General features: G+C 74.2%; 16 protein-coding genes. 6 read left to right on the forward strand and 10 right to left on the reverse strand.

Going from position 1 to position 15,491, the window contains the following annotated elements; translation table 11 throughout:
- The first annotated feature begins 20 nt into the window (after positions 1 to 20).
- Positions 21 to 764, forward strand: a complete 744-nt coding sequence (locus WDV06_RS21065) for a maleylpyruvate isomerase family mycothiol-dependent enzyme (protein WP_395511310.1) — start codon at positions 21 to 23, stop codon at positions 762 to 764.
- On the opposite strand, the gene WDV06_RS21070 is transcribed toward WDV06_RS21065, so the two are convergent.
- Positions 712 to 1,512 (reverse strand): hypothetical protein, encoded by an 801-nt coding sequence (locus WDV06_RS21070; protein WP_395511311.1) that lies wholly within the window; start codon positions 1,510 to 1,512, stop codon positions 712 to 714. The two genes, WDV06_RS21065 and WDV06_RS21070, sit on opposite strands and share 53 nt — an antisense overlap.
- Positions 1,513 to 1,699: 187 nt before the next feature.
- On the reverse strand, positions 1,700 to 2,398 hold the full coding sequence (locus tag WDV06_RS21075) for a TetR/AcrR family transcriptional regulator (RefSeq protein ID WP_395511312.1): 699 nt from the start codon (positions 2,396 to 2,398) through the stop codon (positions 1,700 to 1,702).
- A gap of 171 nt (positions 2,399 to 2,569) precedes the next feature.
- Between WDV06_RS21075 and WDV06_RS21080 the strand changes: the two genes are divergently transcribed.
- Positions 2,570 to 3,028: a nitroreductase/quinone reductase family protein gene (locus tag WDV06_RS21080; protein ID WP_395511313.1), complete on the forward strand. Its 459-nt coding sequence runs from the start codon at positions 2,570 to 2,572 to the stop codon at positions 3,026 to 3,028.
- Positions 3,029 to 3,050: 22 nt separating this feature from the next.
- On the opposite strand, the gene WDV06_RS21085 is transcribed toward WDV06_RS21080, so the two are convergent.
- Positions 3,051 to 4,241, reverse strand: coding sequence for a geranylgeranyl reductase family protein (locus tag WDV06_RS21085; protein WP_395511339.1), 1,191 nt, complete (start codon positions 4,239 to 4,241; stop codon positions 3,051 to 3,053).
- Between the two features lie 360 nt (positions 4,242 to 4,601).
- On the opposite strand from WDV06_RS21085, the gene WDV06_RS21090 reads away from it, so the two are divergent.
- Positions 4,602 to 5,966, forward strand: coding sequence for a dipeptidase (locus WDV06_RS21090; protein WP_395511314.1), 1,365 nt, complete (start codon positions 4,602 to 4,604; stop codon positions 5,964 to 5,966).
- A gap of 110 nt (positions 5,967 to 6,076) precedes the next feature.
- Positions 6,077 to 6,781 (forward strand): MBL fold metallo-hydrolase, encoded by a 705-nt coding sequence (locus WDV06_RS21095; protein WP_395511315.1) that lies wholly within the window; start codon positions 6,077 to 6,079, stop codon positions 6,779 to 6,781.
- Positions 6,782 to 6,901: 120 nt separating this feature from the next.
- Here the strand turns inward: WDV06_RS21095 and WDV06_RS21100 are convergent, their stop codons facing one another.
- Positions 6,902 to 7,948: an NUDIX hydrolase gene (locus tag WDV06_RS21100; RefSeq protein ID WP_395511316.1), complete on the reverse strand. Its 1,047-nt coding sequence runs from the start codon at positions 7,946 to 7,948 to the stop codon at positions 6,902 to 6,904.
- A gap of 196 nt (positions 7,949 to 8,144) precedes the next feature.
- On the opposite strand from WDV06_RS21100, the gene WDV06_RS21105 reads away from it, so the two are divergent.
- A complete protein-coding gene (locus WDV06_RS21105) occupies positions 8,145 to 9,134 on the forward strand; it encodes a LacI family DNA-binding transcriptional regulator (protein ID WP_395511340.1) in 990 nt (329 codons plus the stop codon).
- A gap of 121 nt (positions 9,135 to 9,255) precedes the next feature.
- Here the strand turns inward: WDV06_RS21105 and WDV06_RS21110 are convergent, their stop codons facing one another.
- The 5 genes from WDV06_RS21110 to WDV06_RS21130 all read right to left on the reverse strand — a co-directional run bounded on the left by WDV06_RS21110 (position 9,256) and on the right by WDV06_RS21130 (position 13,908).
- Positions 9,256 to 10,554 carry a DUF6986 family protein gene (locus WDV06_RS21110; RefSeq protein WP_395511317.1) on the reverse strand — a complete coding sequence of 433 codons (1,299 nt, stop codon included), beginning with the start codon at positions 10,552 to 10,554 and terminating at the stop codon, positions 9,256 to 9,258.
- Positions 10,555 to 10,740: 186 nt separating this feature from the next.
- Positions 10,741 to 11,703, reverse strand: coding sequence for an electron transfer flavoprotein subunit alpha/FixB family protein (locus WDV06_RS21115; protein WP_395511318.1), 963 nt, complete (start codon positions 11,701 to 11,703; stop codon positions 10,741 to 10,743).
- 56 nt (positions 11,704 to 11,759) lie between these two features.
- Positions 11,760 to 12,545, reverse strand: coding sequence for an electron transfer flavoprotein subunit beta/FixA family protein (locus WDV06_RS21120; protein ID WP_042809767.1), 786 nt, complete (start codon positions 12,543 to 12,545; stop codon positions 11,760 to 11,762).
- A 214-nt stretch (positions 12,546 to 12,759) separates the two neighbouring features.
- Positions 12,760 to 13,317: a flavin reductase family protein gene (locus WDV06_RS21125; RefSeq protein WP_395511319.1), complete on the reverse strand. Its 558-nt coding sequence runs from the start codon at positions 13,315 to 13,317 to the stop codon at positions 12,760 to 12,762.
- A gap of 243 nt (positions 13,318 to 13,560) precedes the next feature.
- Complete coding sequence (locus WDV06_RS21130; protein ID WP_395511320.1) at positions 13,561 to 13,908, reverse strand: TlpA family protein disulfide reductase; 348 nt, start codon at positions 13,906 to 13,908, stop codon at positions 13,561 to 13,563.
- 239 nt (positions 13,909 to 14,147) lie between these two features.
- On the opposite strand from WDV06_RS21130, the gene WDV06_RS21135 reads away from it, so the two are divergent.
- The gene (locus WDV06_RS21135) at positions 14,148 to 14,870 is read left to right on the forward strand and encodes a lysophospholipid acyltransferase family protein (protein WP_045950475.1); all 723 of its coding nucleotides are present in this window, start codon (positions 14,148 to 14,150) and stop codon (positions 14,868 to 14,870) included.
- On the opposite strand, the gene WDV06_RS21140 is transcribed toward WDV06_RS21135, so the two are convergent.
- Positions 14,854 to 15,480 (reverse strand): CGNR zinc finger domain-containing protein, encoded by a 627-nt coding sequence (locus tag WDV06_RS21140; RefSeq protein WP_395511321.1) that lies wholly within the window; start codon positions 15,478 to 15,480, stop codon positions 14,854 to 14,856. The two genes, WDV06_RS21135 and WDV06_RS21140, sit on opposite strands and share 17 nt — an antisense overlap.
- Between the last annotated feature and the right edge of the window lie 11 nt (positions 15,481 to 15,491).

Here is a 15,491-nt window from a genome sequence, read left to right on the forward strand (position 1 = left end):
GCGGCTGGCAGACTCGGGGCATGAAGATCACCGAGTACGTGGAGACGCTCGCGCGGGAAGGCGAGCTGCTGGCCGACGAGGCCGAACGGGCGGGCATCGACGCTCCGGTGCCCACCTGTCCCGAGTGGCGGGTGAGCGATCTGCTGCGGCACACGGGGGCGGTGCACCGTTGGGCGACGGGGTTCGTGACGGGCGGCCTGGTGGACCCGGTGCCGTTCCCCGAGCCGCCCGAGCTGGTGCGGGGTGAGCTGCCGGGCTGGTTCCGCGAGGGGCACGCGGAGCTGGTGCGGGCCCTGGCGGAGGCCCCGGAGGGGCTCGTGTGCTGGACGTTCCTGCCGACGGCGGCGCCGTCGCCGCTGGCGTTCTGGGCGCGGCGCCAGGCGCACGAGACGACCGTGCACCGTTTCGACGCCCAAGCCGCGCGGGGCGTGGCGTTCTCCGAGGTGACCCCGGAGTTCGCGGAGGACGGGGTGGACGAACTGCTGACCGGCTTCCACGCCCGGCCGCGCAGCCGGGTGCGCACCGATGAGCCGAAGGTGGTGCGGGTGCGGGCGGCGGACACGGGGGCGGTGTGGACGGTGCACCTGTCGAAGGAGCCGGCGCGCACGGTGCGGGGCGACACGGGCGACCCGGTGGACTGCGAGCTGACCGGCGAGGCGTCCTGGCTGTACGCGGCCCTGTGGAACCGGCTCCCGCTGGCGGGCCCGGCCGTCACCGGCGACGAGACACTGGCCCGCCTGTGGCAGGACACGGCGGGAGTCTGACCGCGCGCGTCGTCGGGGTCGCCCGCGCATGTCGGGTGACGGGTCGCCGTTCCGCGAAGGCGGCGGCGAGGGCGGCACTCAGGGCGGTGGCGTCGGGGACGTCGGGGACGAGGTGCCAGAAGGCGGTGCCGCTCGGGTCGAGCGCGGCGCCCGGGCGGTAGCCGCCCGCGGCGTCGAAAACGGCGTGCAGGGTGTCCTGGACGGAGCGGCGCAGGGCGGCGTCGTGGTCGCGGGTGGCGTTCGCGGGCCCGCAGTCGCCGCTGACGACGTCGAAGAAGATGCCGTCGACGTGGAGCAGGCCGTCGGGGGTCTTGAGGTGGTTGTCGACGGAGGCCCGGACGGCGGCGGGGTCGCGGTCGCCGTGGCCGATGTCGACCTGGCCGAGCTCGCCGGTGGCGGTGGTCCCGGCGCGCAGGGCGTCCGCTCGGGCGCGCCAGGAGGAGTCGCACGGGGCGTCGCCGTGGCCCGGGTCGAGGACGACGACGGAGGCGGCCGGGCCGGTGGCGGTGAGCTCGGCCGGCACCGGGTCCCCGGCCCGGACGTAGGCGCGGACCGCGATCTCCAGGCCGCGCACGCCCGGGGCACGGGGCACGCGGGCGGCGACGGTCCCGGCGGGCCCGGGGCCGGAGGAAGGTCTGGGAGACGGTGGCTCCGCGGACGCGGTCGCGTCCGGCGCGGGCGCGGCGAGCGCCGCGGTCGGCAGGACGGCGTAGAAGGACCGGAGCGCGCGGGCGGGGGCCAGGGCCACGGCTGTCCTCCGGCGGCGGGGGCGTCCCGGGGAGCAGTAGGGGCGCCGCCGGTCGGCCGGGCCGGAACCGGTGACATCGGCCGGGGGAACAGAAGGACGATGCGCCACCTCATCGCGTGAATCCCCCGTCCCCCGCCGCTCCCCGCCGCTGCCCGACGCCCCGCCGGGCCGCGCACGGGTACGGGCGTCAGAGCGCCGGAAGGCCCACCGTGTGCGCCAGCTGGTCGGCGGCGTGCGCGAAGAAGGCGTCACGCTCCTCGACGACGTTCTGGAACTGCCCGAACAGCTCGAAGGAGACGAGGCCGGCGAGTTGCGCCCAGGCGGCGACGAGGGCGGCGGTGACCTCCGGGGGCAGGCCCAGGCCGAAGTCGGCCGTCATCCGCTCGGCCTCGGCGCGCAGCACCGCGGGCAGGGGCGGCAGGGCGAGGCCGCGGCCCTCGTGGGCGGAGCGGACGATGGCGATCAGGACGTTGGCGACGCGGGAGGCCGGGACGACGGTCTCCTGGGGCGCGTTGTAGCCGGGGACGGGGGAACCGTAGATCAGGGCGTACTCGTGCGGGTGCGCCAGCGCCCAGGCGCGGAACGCCTGGCAGACGGCGGTCCAGCGGGCGCGCGGCGGAGCCCCGGCGGCGAGGGCGGCCGCGCCGGCCGCCTCGGCGGCGGCGCCCACGCTGTCGTACGCGTCGATGATCAGCGCGGTGAGGAGCTCGTCCCGGCTCGGGAAGTAGCGGTAGAGGGCCGAGGAGACCATGCCGAGTTCGCGGGCGACGGCGCGCAGCGACAGTTTGGCGGCCCCCTCGTCGGCGAGCCTGCGGCGCGCCTCGTCCTTGATGGCGGCGGTGACCTCGATACGGGCCCGTTCCCTGGCCCCACGCACGGTGCTCATGTGGATCAGTGTGACATACAGCCGGAGCAGTGCACAAAAACGAGAGCGGCGCCCACTTTGGAGAGCACTGCTCTTGCTTCGGTGCACCGATCCGTGCACACTGATCTCAAGCGAGAGCAGTGCTCTCGAAAACTCAGCACTCCGTCACCGTCATCGCCCCGGAGGACCACCGTGAACGCGTCCAAGCCGCACTACATCCAGGCCGGCCCGCTCGAAACCCGCTTCAACGCGCTCTTCGGCAAGCTCGCCCGCCTCGGCATCAGCCTGGCCGGCACCGCCGAACTGTCGGTGCGCGGCCGGACCTCCGGCGCGATGCAGCGCATCCCGGTCAACCCGCACACCTTCGAGGGCGGGCAGTACCTGGTCTCTGCCCGCGGCCACTCCCAGTGGGTCCGCAACATGCGCGTGGCGGGCGGCGGCGAGCTGCGCGTGGGCCGCAAGGTCCGCCCCTTCACCGCCACGGAACTCACCGACCCGGTGGAGAAGGCCGCCGTGCTGCGCGCCTACCTGGAGAAGTGGGGCTGGGAGGTCAACCGGTTCTTCCAGGGCGTGACGGCCACGTCCACGGATGCCGAGCTCCGGGCCGCCGCCGGGGACCACCCGGTCTTCCGCATCACGGTGACCGGCTGAGCCCCGCCGCGGCCCGGCGCCGTCAGCTCCGGCCGCTCCGGGCCAGGCGGGCGTCCAGCAGGTGCAGCGCCTTGCGCGCCATGGGGTGCGTACGGACCAGGTCGGCCAGGTCGGTCGACCCGCGCGTGACCCCGGCGAAGGCGTTCCAGGCGGGCCGCAGCCCCGCCAGCACCGTGTGCATGAGCCCCGGACGGGACTCGAAGACGGCAAGCATCCGCTTGCCGACGCTCATCTCCACGCCCAGGCCGGCCTTGACCGCGAAGGCGTAGTTCAGTGCCTGGCGCCGCGCGTCCACCGCGTCCTGCGCCTCGGCGATCTTCGCGGCCCACTCCCCCGCGAGCCGCCCCGAACGCAGCGCGAAGGAGATGCCCTCGCGGGTCCAGGGCTCCAGGAGTCCGGCCGCGTCCCCCGCCACCAGGACCCGGCCGCGCGACAGCGGCGACTCCGGCTTGCGGCAGCGCGTCAGGTGCCCGGAGGAGACGGCCGGTTCGAAGCCGGCCAGGCCCAGCCGCGCGATGAAGTCGTCCAGGTACCGCTTGGTCGCGGCGCCCTCGCCCTTCGCCGAGATGACCCCGACGGTGAGGGTGTCCCCCTTGGGGAAGACCCAGCCGTAACTGCCCGGCAGCGGACCCCAGTCGATGAGGACCCGGCCCTTCCAGTCCTCGGCGACCGTCGCCGGCACCGGGATCTCCGCCTCCAGCCCGAGGTCGACCTGGTCCAGCTCCACCCCGACATGGGCGCCGATGCGGCTCGCGCTGCCGTCCGCGCCGACCACGGCACGGGCCAGCACCGTCTCGCCGTCCGCCAGCACCACGGCGACCGTGCGCCGGTCGGGCACGGACGCCCCGTGCTGCTCGACCCGGCTCACGGCCGTGCCCGTACGCAGCGTCGCACCGGCCTTCTCGGCCTCGGCGACCAGCGCCGCGTCGAACTCGGGCCGGTTGATGAGCCCGAACAGCATCCGCTTCGACCGCCGGGTGCGGGCCAGCTTCCCGTCGAGGGAGAAGGTGACCGCATGCACGCGGTCCTTGAACGGCAGCACGAAGCCCGGCGGCAGGGCGTCGCGCGAAGGACCGATGATGCCGCCGCCGCAGGTCTTGTACCGGGGCAGTTCGGCCTTCTCCAGCAGCAGGACGCGCCGCCCCGCCGTCGCCGCCGCGTACGCGGCCATCGCCCCGGCCGGGCCGGCGCCGACCACGACGACGTCCCACACCTCGCCGGAGCCCCCGGCCGCCCCGCCGCCCGCCTCAGCGGCCTCGGCCCGGGCCGACCCTCCCGGACCGGCCTCCGCTGCCGCACCGGCCTCGGCTCCCGGACCGGACTCCGCCCCGGGGCCGCTCTTCGCCCCGCCCCGGGCACCGGCCCCGGCCGCCCGCTCCGCTTCCGTGCCGGATCCGCCGTCAATGCTGTCGTCGCTGGTCACGATGTGCTGCTGCTCCTGATCACACGTTGCTCCGATGCCGGGAAGATCCTACGGCGCGCTTCCGGCTCGCTCCGCTGTGCGAGGATCGAGCGACCCCGCCGTACCCCGGCGTACACCACGCACAACGTCGCACCCAAGAGGAGCGTGCCCATGTCGCAGAATCCGATCGCCGAGACCGTCGCCTCGCTGATGCCCCGCGCGAAGGCGGAGCTGACGGAGCTGGTGGCGTTCCAGTCGGTCGCGGACTGGGCGCAGTTCCCGAAGAGCGAGAGCGAAGGCGCCGCGAACTGGGTGGCCGACGCCCTGCGCGCCGAGGGCTTCCAGGACGTGGCCCTGCTCGACACCCCCGACGGCACCCAGTCGGTGTACGGCTTCCTGCCGGGCCCCGAGGGCGCCCCGACCGTCCTGCTGTACGCGCACTACGACGTGCAGCCGCCGCTGGACGACGCCGCCTGGATCTCCCCCGCCTTCGAGCTGACCGAGCGCGACGGCCGCTGGTACGGGCGCGGCGCGGCGGACTGCAAGGGCGGGTTCATCATGCACCTGCTGGCGCTGCGCGCGCTGAAGGCGAACGGCGGCGTGCCGGTCTCCGTGAAGGTGATCGTCGAGGGCTCGGAGGAACAGGGCACCGGCGGTCTCCAGCAGTACGCCGAGGCCCACCCCGAGCTGCTGGCCGCCGACACCATCGTGATCGGTGACGCGGGCAACTTCCGCCTGGGCCTGCCGACCGTCACGGCGACCCTGCGCGGCATGACCCTGATCAAGGTCAGGATCGACACGCTGGGCGGGAACCTGCACTCCGGCATGTTCGGCGGTGTCGCCCCCGACGCGCTGGCCGCGCTGATCCGGCTGCTGGACTCGCTGCGCTCCGAGGACGGCTCGACCACGGTCGACGGCCTGGCCTCCGACGCGGTGTGGGAGGGCCTCCAGTACCCCGAGGCGGACTTCCGTGCCGACGCGAAGGTCCTGGACGGGGTCGAGCTGATCGGTGAGGGCACCATCGCCGACCGGCTGTGGGCCCGTCCCGCGGTGACCGTGCTCGGCATCGACTGCCCGCCCGTCGTCGGCGCGACCCCCTCGGTGCACGCGAGCGCCGGTGCGCTGATCAGCCTGCGCGTGCCGCCGGGCGTGGACACCGCCGAGGCCATCAAGCTGCTGGAGGCGCACCTGATCGCGCACACCCCGTGGGGGGCGAAGCTGGAGCTGGAGGTCGTGGGCCAGGGCCAGCCCTTCCAGGCCGACACCACCAGCCCGGCGTACGCCTCCATGGCCGCCGCCCTGCGCGAGGCGTACGACGGCCAGGAGATGCAGATCAGCGGCATGGGCGGCTCGATCCCGCTGTGCAACACGCTGACCTCGTTGTACCCGGCGGCCGAGATGCTGCTGATCGGCCTCAGCGAGCCGGAGGCGCAGATCCACGCGGTGAACGAGAGCGTGTCCCCGGAGGAGCTGGAGCGGCTCTCGGTGGCCGAGGCCCTGTTCCTGGTGAACTACGCGGAGTCCAAGCGCGGCTGACGCCTTCCGCGTCACGTCGGTGTACGCCCGGGGCGCAGTGCGCCCCGGGCGTACTGCGCTCCGGGTGAACGCGGGTGCGGGGGCCGGTCCCGTCCGCCTACGTTCGCCGTATGGATCTTGTGGAAGTACTTCCGAACCGGCTGCACATGCTGCGCTTCCCCATCGGTCAGGCCTATCTCTGGCAGGACCGGTCCGGGGAGGCCCTGACCCTGGTCGACGCGGGACCGGCCGGCGCCGCCGACGCGATCGAGGGGGCGATACGGTCGCTCGGGCTCGCGCCCGGGAACCTGGAGCGGATCGTCCTGACCCACTGTCACCGCGACCACGTCGGCTCGGCCGGTGAGCTCGCCGGCCGCCTGGGGGCGCAGGTGCTCGCCCACCGGCTGGACGCCCCGGTGGTGCGGGGGGAGCAGCCGGTGCCCGAACCGGTGTTGCTGGACTGGGAGGTCCCGCTCTACGCGCACGGCCTGACGGTACCGGAGGCTCCGCCGACGCCGGTCGACCGGGAGCTGGAGGACGGCGAGGTGCTGCCCTTCGGCGGCGGGGCCGTGGTGGTCCACTCCCCCGGCCACACCCCGGGCAGCATCGGCGTCCACCTCCCCGAGCACGGCGTGCTGTTCACCGGTGACTGCGTGGCGGGGGTGGGCGCGGTGATGCTGGGCGTCTTCAACACCGACCGCGCCCTGGCCGTCGCCTCCTTCCACCGGCTGGCCGCCCTGTCGCCGCTGGTGGCCTGCTTCGGTCACGGGGACCCCCGTACGCGGGACACCGCGCGGGCCCTGCGCGAGGCGGCGGGGGCAGCGGCGGCGGCCTGAGCCCACCCGGAGCGCTCGCACGCCGCGCGGGCCGGATGCCACGCGGCGCGATCGCGGCCCACGCGGCGTGCGGGGGCGGGGAGTCGGCTCCGCGCAGCGGTGACCGGCCCGCCCACGGGGTCACGGTGTGGGCCGGCCCGCCTCCAGGTAGAGGGGGCGGCCGCGCTCGCGGGCCCGCAGGGCCCCGCGGAGGCGTTCGTAGCGCTGCGGCGGCAGCAGCCCCTCCGCCTCCTGCTCCGTCACGAACCGCCAGGCCCGCAGCTCCGGCCCCGGCAGCCGCAGCCGGCCGGCCTCGGCCTCCGACAGCCGGCCGCCGTCGAAGAGCAGCCGCAGCCCCCCGTACGCGGGGGACCGGGGCGGCTCCCAGTCGACCACCAGCAGCTCGGGCAGCCGCTCCAGCGTCAGGTCGAGCTCCTCCGCGACCTCCCGTACGCCGGCCCGTGCGGGGGCCTCTCCCGCCTCGACGACCCCGCCCGGGAACTCCCAGCCCGGCTTGTACGTCGGATCCACCAGGAGGACCCGGTCCCGGTCGTCGAAGAGCAGGACCCCCGCCGCCACGGTCTCGCGCGTCGGCTCCGGGGTCTGCACGATGTCGCAGACCGCCGCCGTGTCCGTCGTCACCGCTTCGGCGATGCGCTGCGCCGTCTCCCGGGCCGTCAGACGTCCGTTGTCGATGACGTGCGCGTCGGCGGTCAGCCAGCCCAACGCCCGCCGGTAGGCGGGGATGTGGTCGGCGGACCACTGCCGTATCCGCTCGTCCGCTCCGTCCCGCTCCCCCGGCCCACCCGGCTCGCGGCGGCCGGCGATCCGCTCGCGCAGGATCGTTTCCGCCGGGGCCAGCAGCACGTGCCGCACGGGAATCCGGCGAGCCGCGAGCCCGCCGAAGATCTCGTCCCGGTACTCCTGGCGCAGCAGCGTCATCGGGACGACCAGCACCCCGCCCAGCTCCGCCAGCACGGCCGCGGCCGCGTCGACGACGAGCCGCCGCCAGCTCGGCAGGTCCTGGTAGTCGTCGACCTCCGCGAGGCGTTCGCCCGGCAGGAGACGGCGCAGCGCGTCCCCGATGAGCTCCGGGTCGTACAGGGTGCTGTCCGGCAGCAGCGCGGCCAGTTCGCGGGCCGTACTGGTCTTCCCGGCACCGAAAGCGCCGTTGATCCAGACAATCACGTCTACCCCTCTCCCATGGGCTCGCCTCCGAGGCCCCCAGTGGCCTGCCCGCCCCACCCTGCCACGGAAACCCGCTCTCCGGCCGAGTGCATATCCTCGGGGTCAGAGCACCCCGCCACCCACCGCTTCCGGAGGTTTCCCCGCTGTGCCGCAGAACCGCCGCCCGTCCGGGCCCCGTTACGGCAACCGGCCGACCATGAAGGACGTGGCGGCCCGGGCGGGCGTCGGCCTGAAGACGGTCTCCCGGGTCGTCAACGGCGAGCCGGGGGTGACCCCGGACACCGAACGGCGGGTACAGGAAGCCATCGAGGCGCTCGGTTTCCGGCGCAACGACAGCGCCCGCGTCCTGCGCAAGGGCCGCACCGCCACCGTCGGCCTGATCCTGGAGGACCTCGCCGACCCCTTCTACGGCCCCCTGAACCGGGCCGTCGAGGAGGTCGCGCGCACCCACGGCGCCCTGCTGATCAACGGCTCCAGCGCCGAGGACCCGGACCGGGAGCGGGAGTTGGCGCTCGCGCTCTGCGCCCGCCGGGTCGACGGGCTGATCGTGATCCCGGCCGGCGGGGACCACCGCTACCTGGAGCCGGAGATCCGGGCCGGGGTGGCGACGGTGTTCGTGGACCGCCCGGCGGGCGGGATCGAGGCCGACGTGGTGATGTCGGACAGCTTCGGCGGCGCCCGGGACGGGGTGGCGCACCTGATCGGCGCCGGACACCGGCGGATCGGGTTCATCGGCGACCATCCCCGCATCCACACCGCCACGGAACGCCTGCGCGGCTACCGGGAGGCGATGGCGGCCGCGGGGCTGCCGGTGTCCGAGGCCTGGGTCTCCCTCGGCTCGACGGCCCCGGAGCGGGTGGCGTCGGCGGCCGGGGCGATGCTGGCGGGCCCCGAGCCGGTCACCGCCGTCTTCGCCGGCAACAACCGGGTGACGGTCACCGTCGTACGGGTCCTCGCGGGGCTGTCCCGGCCCGTGGCGCTGGTCGGCTTCGACGACTTCGAGCTGGCCGACCTGCTGCGCCCCGGCGTCACGGTGGTCGCCCAGGACCCGGCGGCGCTGGGCCGTACGGCCACGGACCGCCTCTTCCAACGCCTCGCGGGCACGGCCCTCCCCCCGTGCCGCACCGTCCTGCCCACCCGCCTCGTCCCCCGCGGCTCGGGCGAACTCCCGCCGGTCACCGGGTGAGCGCCCGCCGCGCGGGTACGGCCCCGCCGGCGGCACCGGGCCGGGCGAACGGGCTGCCCGGCCCGTACGAGCCCGCCGCCCCCGCCCCCGGGATCCGGGACCGGGGGCGGCGGCGGGTGGGTCAGGAGGCGGCCGTCAGGGTCGCCGAGCGGCGCGGGATGGCGAAGGCGTCCAGCTCGGCGCGGGTCAGACCGGTGAGGGCGGTGACCTCTTCGGTGCCGACGGCGCCGCAGTCCAGGCCGCGGACGAGGTAGCCGGCCAGGGCCTTGGCGGTGGCGGGCTCGTCCATCACGTCGCCCTCGATCTTCGCCACGTACGCCTTCAGGCGGGCGGCGGCGGCCTCCAGGCCCTCGCGGTAGAAGGTGAAGACGGCCGCGTAGCGGGTGGGGAGGTGCGCCGGGTGCATGTCCCAGCCCTGGTAGTAGGCGCGGGCGAGGGCGCGGCGGGTCAGGCCGTAGTGGAGCCGCCAGGCCTCGTGGACCTGCTCGGTGGTGCCGACGGGCTTGACGTTGGTCGAGCCGTCGGAGACGCGTACGCCGGTGCCGGCGGCCGCCACCTGCATGACCGCCTTCGCGTGGTCGGCGGCGGGGTGGTCGCTGGCCTGGTAGGCGGCGGAGACGCCGACGCAGGCGCTGTAGTCGAAGGTGCCGTAGTGCAGGCCGGTGGCGCGGCCCTTGGAGGCCTCGATCATCCGGGCCACGGTGGCGGTGCCGTCGGAGGCCAGGATGGACTGGCTGGTCTCGATCTGAATCTCGAAGCCGATCCGGCCCGGGCGCAGGCCCCGGGCGGTCTCGAACGCCTCCAGCAGCTTGACGAAGGCGCTGACCTGCTCGGCGTAGGTGACCTTGGGCAGGGTCAGGACGAGGCCCTCGGGCAGGCCGCCGTGGTCCAGGAGTCCGGAGAGGAAGATGTCGGTGGTGCGGATGCCGCGGTCGCGGACGTTGGACTCCATGCACTTCATGCGGATGCCCATGTACGGGGCGTTCGTGCCGTTGGAGAAGGCCTCCGAGACGAGGCGGGCGGCGCGGGCCGCGGCCTGGTCCTCCTCCTCGTCGGAGCGGACGCCGAAGCCGTCCTCGAAGTCCACGCGGAGGTCCTCGACGGGCTCGGAGGCGAGCTTGGCGCGGACCCGGTCGTAGACCGGGACGGCCAGTTCGTCGGAGATTCCGAGCACCTTGGCGAAGGTGGCCGCGTCGGGGGCGTGTTCGTCCAGGGCCGCGAGGGCCTGGTCGCCCCAGGAGCGGATGGTGTCGGCGGCGAAGACGTCACCGGGCACGTAGACGGTGTGGATGGGCTGACGGGTGCCGGGGTCGCCCGGGTAGTGGCGCGCGAGTTCCGCGTCCACCGGCGCCAGGGAGGCGCTGATGCCCTCGCTGACCGCGCCTGCGAGGCTCGTTGCCACCTTCTCCTGCTGACCCATCGTGCACTCTCCTCTTTTCCACTTCACGGAAGCCTAGATCCGCATAGCAGAATTTAGTCACGGGGCTTCCGCTCCGTCAATGGTCCCTCCACCGGGTGGGACAAACGACTCGGGGCCGTGCGGTGAGAATCACCACACGGCCCCGGAGGCCAAGAGATGCCCAGGTCAGAGACCGGGAGGCGGGTTTCAGCCCTTGCGCGCCTTGATCTCGCCCGTCAGCTGCGGGACGACCTCGAAGAGGTCGCCGACCACGCCGTAGTCGACGAGGTCGAAGATCGGGGCCTCGGCGTCCTTGTTGATGGCCACGATGGTCTTCGACGTCTGCATGCCGGCCCGGTGCTGGATCGCGCCGGAGATGCCGGTGGCGATGTACAGCTGCGGGGAGACCGACTTGCCGGTCTGGCCGACCTGGTTGGTGTGCGGGTACCAGCCGGCGTCGACCGCGGCGCGGGAGGCGCCGACCGCCGCACCGAGGGAGTCCGCGAGCTCCTCGATGAGGTGGAAGTTCTCCGCGCCGTTGACGCCGCGGCCGCCGGAGACGACGATCGCGGCCTCGGTCAGCTCCGGGCGGCCCGTGGACTCGCGCGGGGTGCGGGAGACGACCTTGGTTCCGGTGGCCAGGGCGCCGAAGGTGACGGCGAGCGCCTCGACGGCACCGGCGGCCGGGGCGGCCTCGACCGGGGCCGAGTTCGGCTTCACGGTGATGACCGGGGTGCCCTTGGACACGCGGGACTTGGTGGTGAACGACGCGGCGAAGGCGGCCTGCGTCGCGACCGGACCCTCGTCACCGGCCTCCAGGTCGATGGCGTCGGTGATGATGCCGGAGCCGATGCGCACGGCGAGGCGCGCGGCGATCTCCTTGCCCTCGGCGGAGGACGGGACGAGCACGGCGACCGGGGAGACGGCGGCGTACGCGGCCTGGAGGGCGTCGACCTTGGGGACGACGAGGTAGTCGGCGAACTCGGGGGCGTCGGCGGTGAGGACCTTGACGGCACCGTGCTCGGCGAGGACGGCGGCGGTGGCCTCGGCACCGGCGCCCAGGGCGACGGCGACGGGCTCGCCGACGCGGCGGGCCAGCGTCAGCAGCTCAAGGGTGGGCTTGCGGACGGCACCGTCCACGTGGTCGACGTAGACGAGAACTTCAGCCATGGGACTGCTCTCCTGCTTTACGAGGTGTCTGGGGGCTACTGGGGAGGCCGGAGCCCCTAGATGAACTTCTGGCCGGCCAGGAACTCGGCCAGCTGCTTGCCGCCCTCGCCCTCGTCCTTGACGACGGTGCCGGCGGTGCGGGCCGGGCGCTGCGCCGCGGACTCGACCACGGTGTAGGCACCTTCGAGGCCCACCTCTTCGGCGTCCAGGTCCAGGTCGGACAGGTCCCAGGACTCCACCGGCTTCTTCTTGGCCGCCATGATGCCCTTGAAGGACGGGTAGCGGGCCTCGCCCGACTGGTCCGTCACCGAGACGAGCGCCGGGAGGGAGGCCTCCAGCTGCTCGCTCGCGGAGTCGCCGTCGCGGCGGCCCGTGACGGTGCCGTCCTCGACCTTGACCTCGGAGAGCAGGGTGACCTGCGGGACGCCCAGGCGCTCGGCCAGGATCGCCGGGAGGACGCCCATGGTGCCGTCGGTCGAGGCCATACCCGTGATGACCAGGTCGTAGCCGGCCTTCTCGACGGCCTTCGCCAGCACCAGCGAGGTGCCGATGACGTCGGTGCCGTGCAGGTCGTCGTCCTCGACGTGGATGGCCTTGTCGGCGCCCATCGACAGCGCCTTGCGCAGCGCGTCCTTGGCGTCCTCGGGGCCCACCGTCAGGACGGTGATCTCGGCGTCGTCGGCCTCGTCGGCGATCTGCAGCGCCTGCTCGACGGCGTACTCGTCGAGCTCCGACAGCAGACCGTCGACGTCGTCGCGGTCGACCGTCAGGTCATCGGCGAAGTGCCGGTCGCCGGTGGCGTCGGGCACGTACTTCACACAGACAACGATCCTCAGGCTCACGCCGGCTCTCCTACCGCATCGTCTTTTACAGATACCGCTACTGATACCGCCTTGTGGAGGCAGCATAGGCGCCTTCCGGCGCGGATCCCGGTCGGGGCGGGCCCCGCTCCGAAGGGAATGTTACTCGTCAGTACACAGTGGGTCTTCCCCGGTTGCAAGGCCACCGAACTGTGATCTGGCCAACGCCGTCCGAACCCGCCCCAGCAGGGACGATTCAGTCGCGCAACGCGTTGAAGCGACCCTGGTGGTACAGCAGGGGACGACCCTCCCCGGCGGGGTCCCCCGCCACGGCCTCCGCGATGATCACACGGTGGGCCCCCGCGGGCACCCTCGCCACGACGCGGCACACCAGCCACGCCTGCACCCCGCCGAGCAGCGGCACCCCGTGCGGGCCGGGCGCCCAGTCGGTGTCCGGCCCGAAGCGGTCGGCCCCGCTGCGCGCGAAGAGACCGGCCAGCTCCCGCTGGTGCTCCCCGAGTATGTGGACGCCGAGGTACTCGCTGTCGCGGACCGCCGGCCAGCTGGAGGCGCCGGTGCCGATGGTGAAGGAGAGCATCGGGGGCTCGGCGGAGACCGAGTTGAGCGAGGTCGCGGTGAAGCCCGCCGGCCGGCCACCGCTCTCCGCCGTGATCACCGCGACCCCGGCGGCGTGCCGGCGGAAGACGGCGCGGAGCAGCTCCGGCGAGCCCGGCAGCGGCGTCCGGCCGGGGTCGGCGGCGGAAACGGAGGAAGCGGGGGCGAGGGGTGCGGGCGGGGCGGTCGGGGCCGTCATCGGGGGCCTTCCTTCTGCCGCGGGGGTCGCGGGAGGGCGGTCGGGGATCGGGGGTCGGGGGCGTTCAGCGATCCCAACAGCGCGCACTCGCGCACCGGACGAGGTCCACGTGGACCCGCCGGTGGAGCAGGAGTTCATACCGCATGCCGCCAGCCTGGCGATCTCCCGTGTACACAGTCAAGCCGCAGCGGGCAGATGTCAGGTGCGTCACGCTGTGTGCGGGTGCGCGCACCGGTACGCCGGTCACAGCACGGCACCCAGGGCGGCGATCACATCGGCCTTGCGCGGCATCCCCGCGGCCCGCCGCACGATCCGGCCCGCGCCGTCCAGGACGAGGACGGTCGGGGTCTTCTCCACGCCGAGGGCGCGGACGAGCGGGAGGTTGCGCTCGGCGTCGATCTCGATGTGCGCGACCCCGTCCACCATTTCGGCGACTTCGGCGAGGATCCTGCGGGTGGCCCGGCAGGGCTGGCAGAAGGCGCTGGAGAACTGCACCAGGCTGGCCCGCCGCCCCGGCTCCCGCCCCAGTTCGCCCGCGCCGAGGCGCCCTCGTACCACCGCCGCTCCGGCGGCCTCCACGTGCTCGGGCACGCCCGCTCCTGTCTACCCTGTCCCCATGTACGCACCACCCCGGCCGTGGCCGGGCGGCTCTCCCCCTGCGAGCGCCCGCGTCACGCCGCGCATTCCCCGCGTGACGAGGATCTCGTCGTCCGGGGGCGTCTGGGCTGGCCAGCGCGCCGCGTTTCGGGCACGATCCCCATGGTCGCGTACCTACGCTTCCGTAACTTCCGGCCGGGAGCACTTCCCCAGGCAGAAAGCGGGGTCTTCCCATGGCTGAGCTCGTCTACCCCCCGGTGATCGGCGCCGCGCACACGCTGTTCCGCGCGCTCGACATCCGCATCGACATGAAGGGCACCGAGAACATCCCGCGCAAGGGCGGGGCGGTCCTGGTGTCGAACCACATCGGCTACCTCGACTTCATCTTCGCCGGTCTGACGGCGCGGCCGCAGAAGCGCCTGGTGCGCTTCATGGCCAAGGAGTCGGTGTTCCGGCACAAGGTGTCCGGTCCGCTGATGCGCGCGATGAAGCACATCCCGGTGGACCGGCAGCAGGGCGAGTCCGCCTACCGGCACGCCCTGGAGTCGCTGCGGTCGGGCGAGATCATCGGGGTGTTCCCGGAGGCGACGATCTCGCAGTCCTTCACCCTCAAGAGCTTCAAGTCGGGTGCCGCGCGCATGGCGCAGGAGGCCGGGGTGCCGCTGATCCCGGTGGCGCTGTGGGGCACCCAGCGGCTGTGGACCAAGGGGCGGCCGAAGAACCTCAAGCGCAGCCACATCCCGGTGACCATGCGGGTCGGCGAGCCGATCGAGGCGCCGAAGGACCAGTACGCGGGGGCCATCACCCGCCGGCTGCGCGAGCGGGTGCAGGAGCTGCTGGAGGCGGCGCAGGCCGCCTACCCGGCCAAGCCGCAGGGCACCGAGGACTCCTGGTGGCTGCCGGCACACCTGGGCGGGACCGCGCCGACCGCGGCGCAGGTCAAGGAAGCGGGCTGACACCGCCCTCGGGCCCGTCCCCCCGCCCCGCCTCCGCCTCGCGCCTGCGCCGCCGGTGGGCGGCGACCCGGGCGCGCGTGGCGCAGGCGGGGGCGCAGTAGCGACGGGCGCTCCCCGGGCCCGTGCCGAGGAAGAGCCGGCCGCAGCCGGGAGCGGCGCAGGCACCCCAGGCGATGCGCCCGTACACCGTGAGCAGCCGGGCCAGTTCGAGGGCGCCGGAGGCGAGGAACCACTCTCCCCAGTCCGCCCCCTCCCGGTCCGCGTGCAGGTGCCAGGGGTGGCCGTCGTGCCGGGTCAGCCGGGGCCGGGTGCCGCACTCCTCCAGCAGCCCGTTGAGGGCCTCGGCCGCGCGGTCCTCGTCCGTCTCGGCGAGGACGAGCGCCATCCGGCGGGCCGCCGCGCGCAGTCCGGCCGCCTCCGGCTCCCCGAAGGCCTCCGGGACGAGGTCGGCGGGACGTTCCCCGTGCCGGGCCAGCAGCGCGGCGAGCGCGTCGCGCGGCAGGGCGGGCTCCGCGCGGACCGCCTCGGCCAGCTCGATCAGCCGGTCGGCCGCCGAGAAGCCCGCGACTCCCGGGCCCGCCGGTGCGCCGGCCCCGCTCCCGTTCCCCACGCCGTGTTCCT

This window comes from Streptomyces racemochromogenes, assembly GCF_044129415.1.
Classification (GTDB): Bacteria; Actinomycetota; Actinomycetes; order Streptomycetales; family Streptomycetaceae; genus Streptomyces; species Streptomyces racemochromogenes_A.

Bases quoted from the DNA above. Each gene is read 5' to 3' on its own strand.
- WDV06_RS21090 (WP_395511314.1), top strand. From the start codon at position 4,602: ATGTCGCAGAATCCGATCGCCGAGACCGTCGCCTCGCTGATGCCCCGC.
- WDV06_RS21065 (WP_395511310.1), top strand. From the start codon at position 21: ATGAAGATCACCGAGTACGTGGAGACGCTCGCGCGGGAAGGCGAGCTG.
- WDV06_RS21115 (WP_395511318.1), bottom strand. From the start codon at position 11,703: ATGGCTGAAGTTCTCGTCTACGTCGACCACGTGGACGGTGCCGTCCGC.
- WDV06_RS21125 (WP_395511319.1), bottom strand. From the start codon at position 13,317: ATGACGGCCCCGACCGCCCCGCCCGCACCCCTCGCCCCCGCTTCCTCC.
- WDV06_RS21105 (WP_395511340.1), top strand. From the start codon at position 8,145: ATGAAGGACGTGGCGGCCCGGGCGGGCGTCGGCCTGAAGACGGTCTCC.
- WDV06_RS21095 (WP_395511315.1), top strand. From the start codon at position 6,077: ATGGATCTTGTGGAAGTACTTCCGAACCGGCTGCACATGCTGCGCTTC.
- WDV06_RS21135 (WP_045950475.1), top strand. From the start codon at position 14,148: ATGGCTGAGCTCGTCTACCCCCCGGTGATCGGCGCCGCGCACACGCTG.
- WDV06_RS21110 (WP_395511317.1), bottom strand. From the start codon at position 10,554: ATGGGTCAGCAGGAGAAGGTGGCAACGAGCCTCGCAGGCGCGGTCAGC.
- WDV06_RS21075 (WP_395511312.1), bottom strand. From the start codon at position 2,398: ATGAGCACCGTGCGTGGGGCCAGGGAACGGGCCCGTATCGAGGTCACC.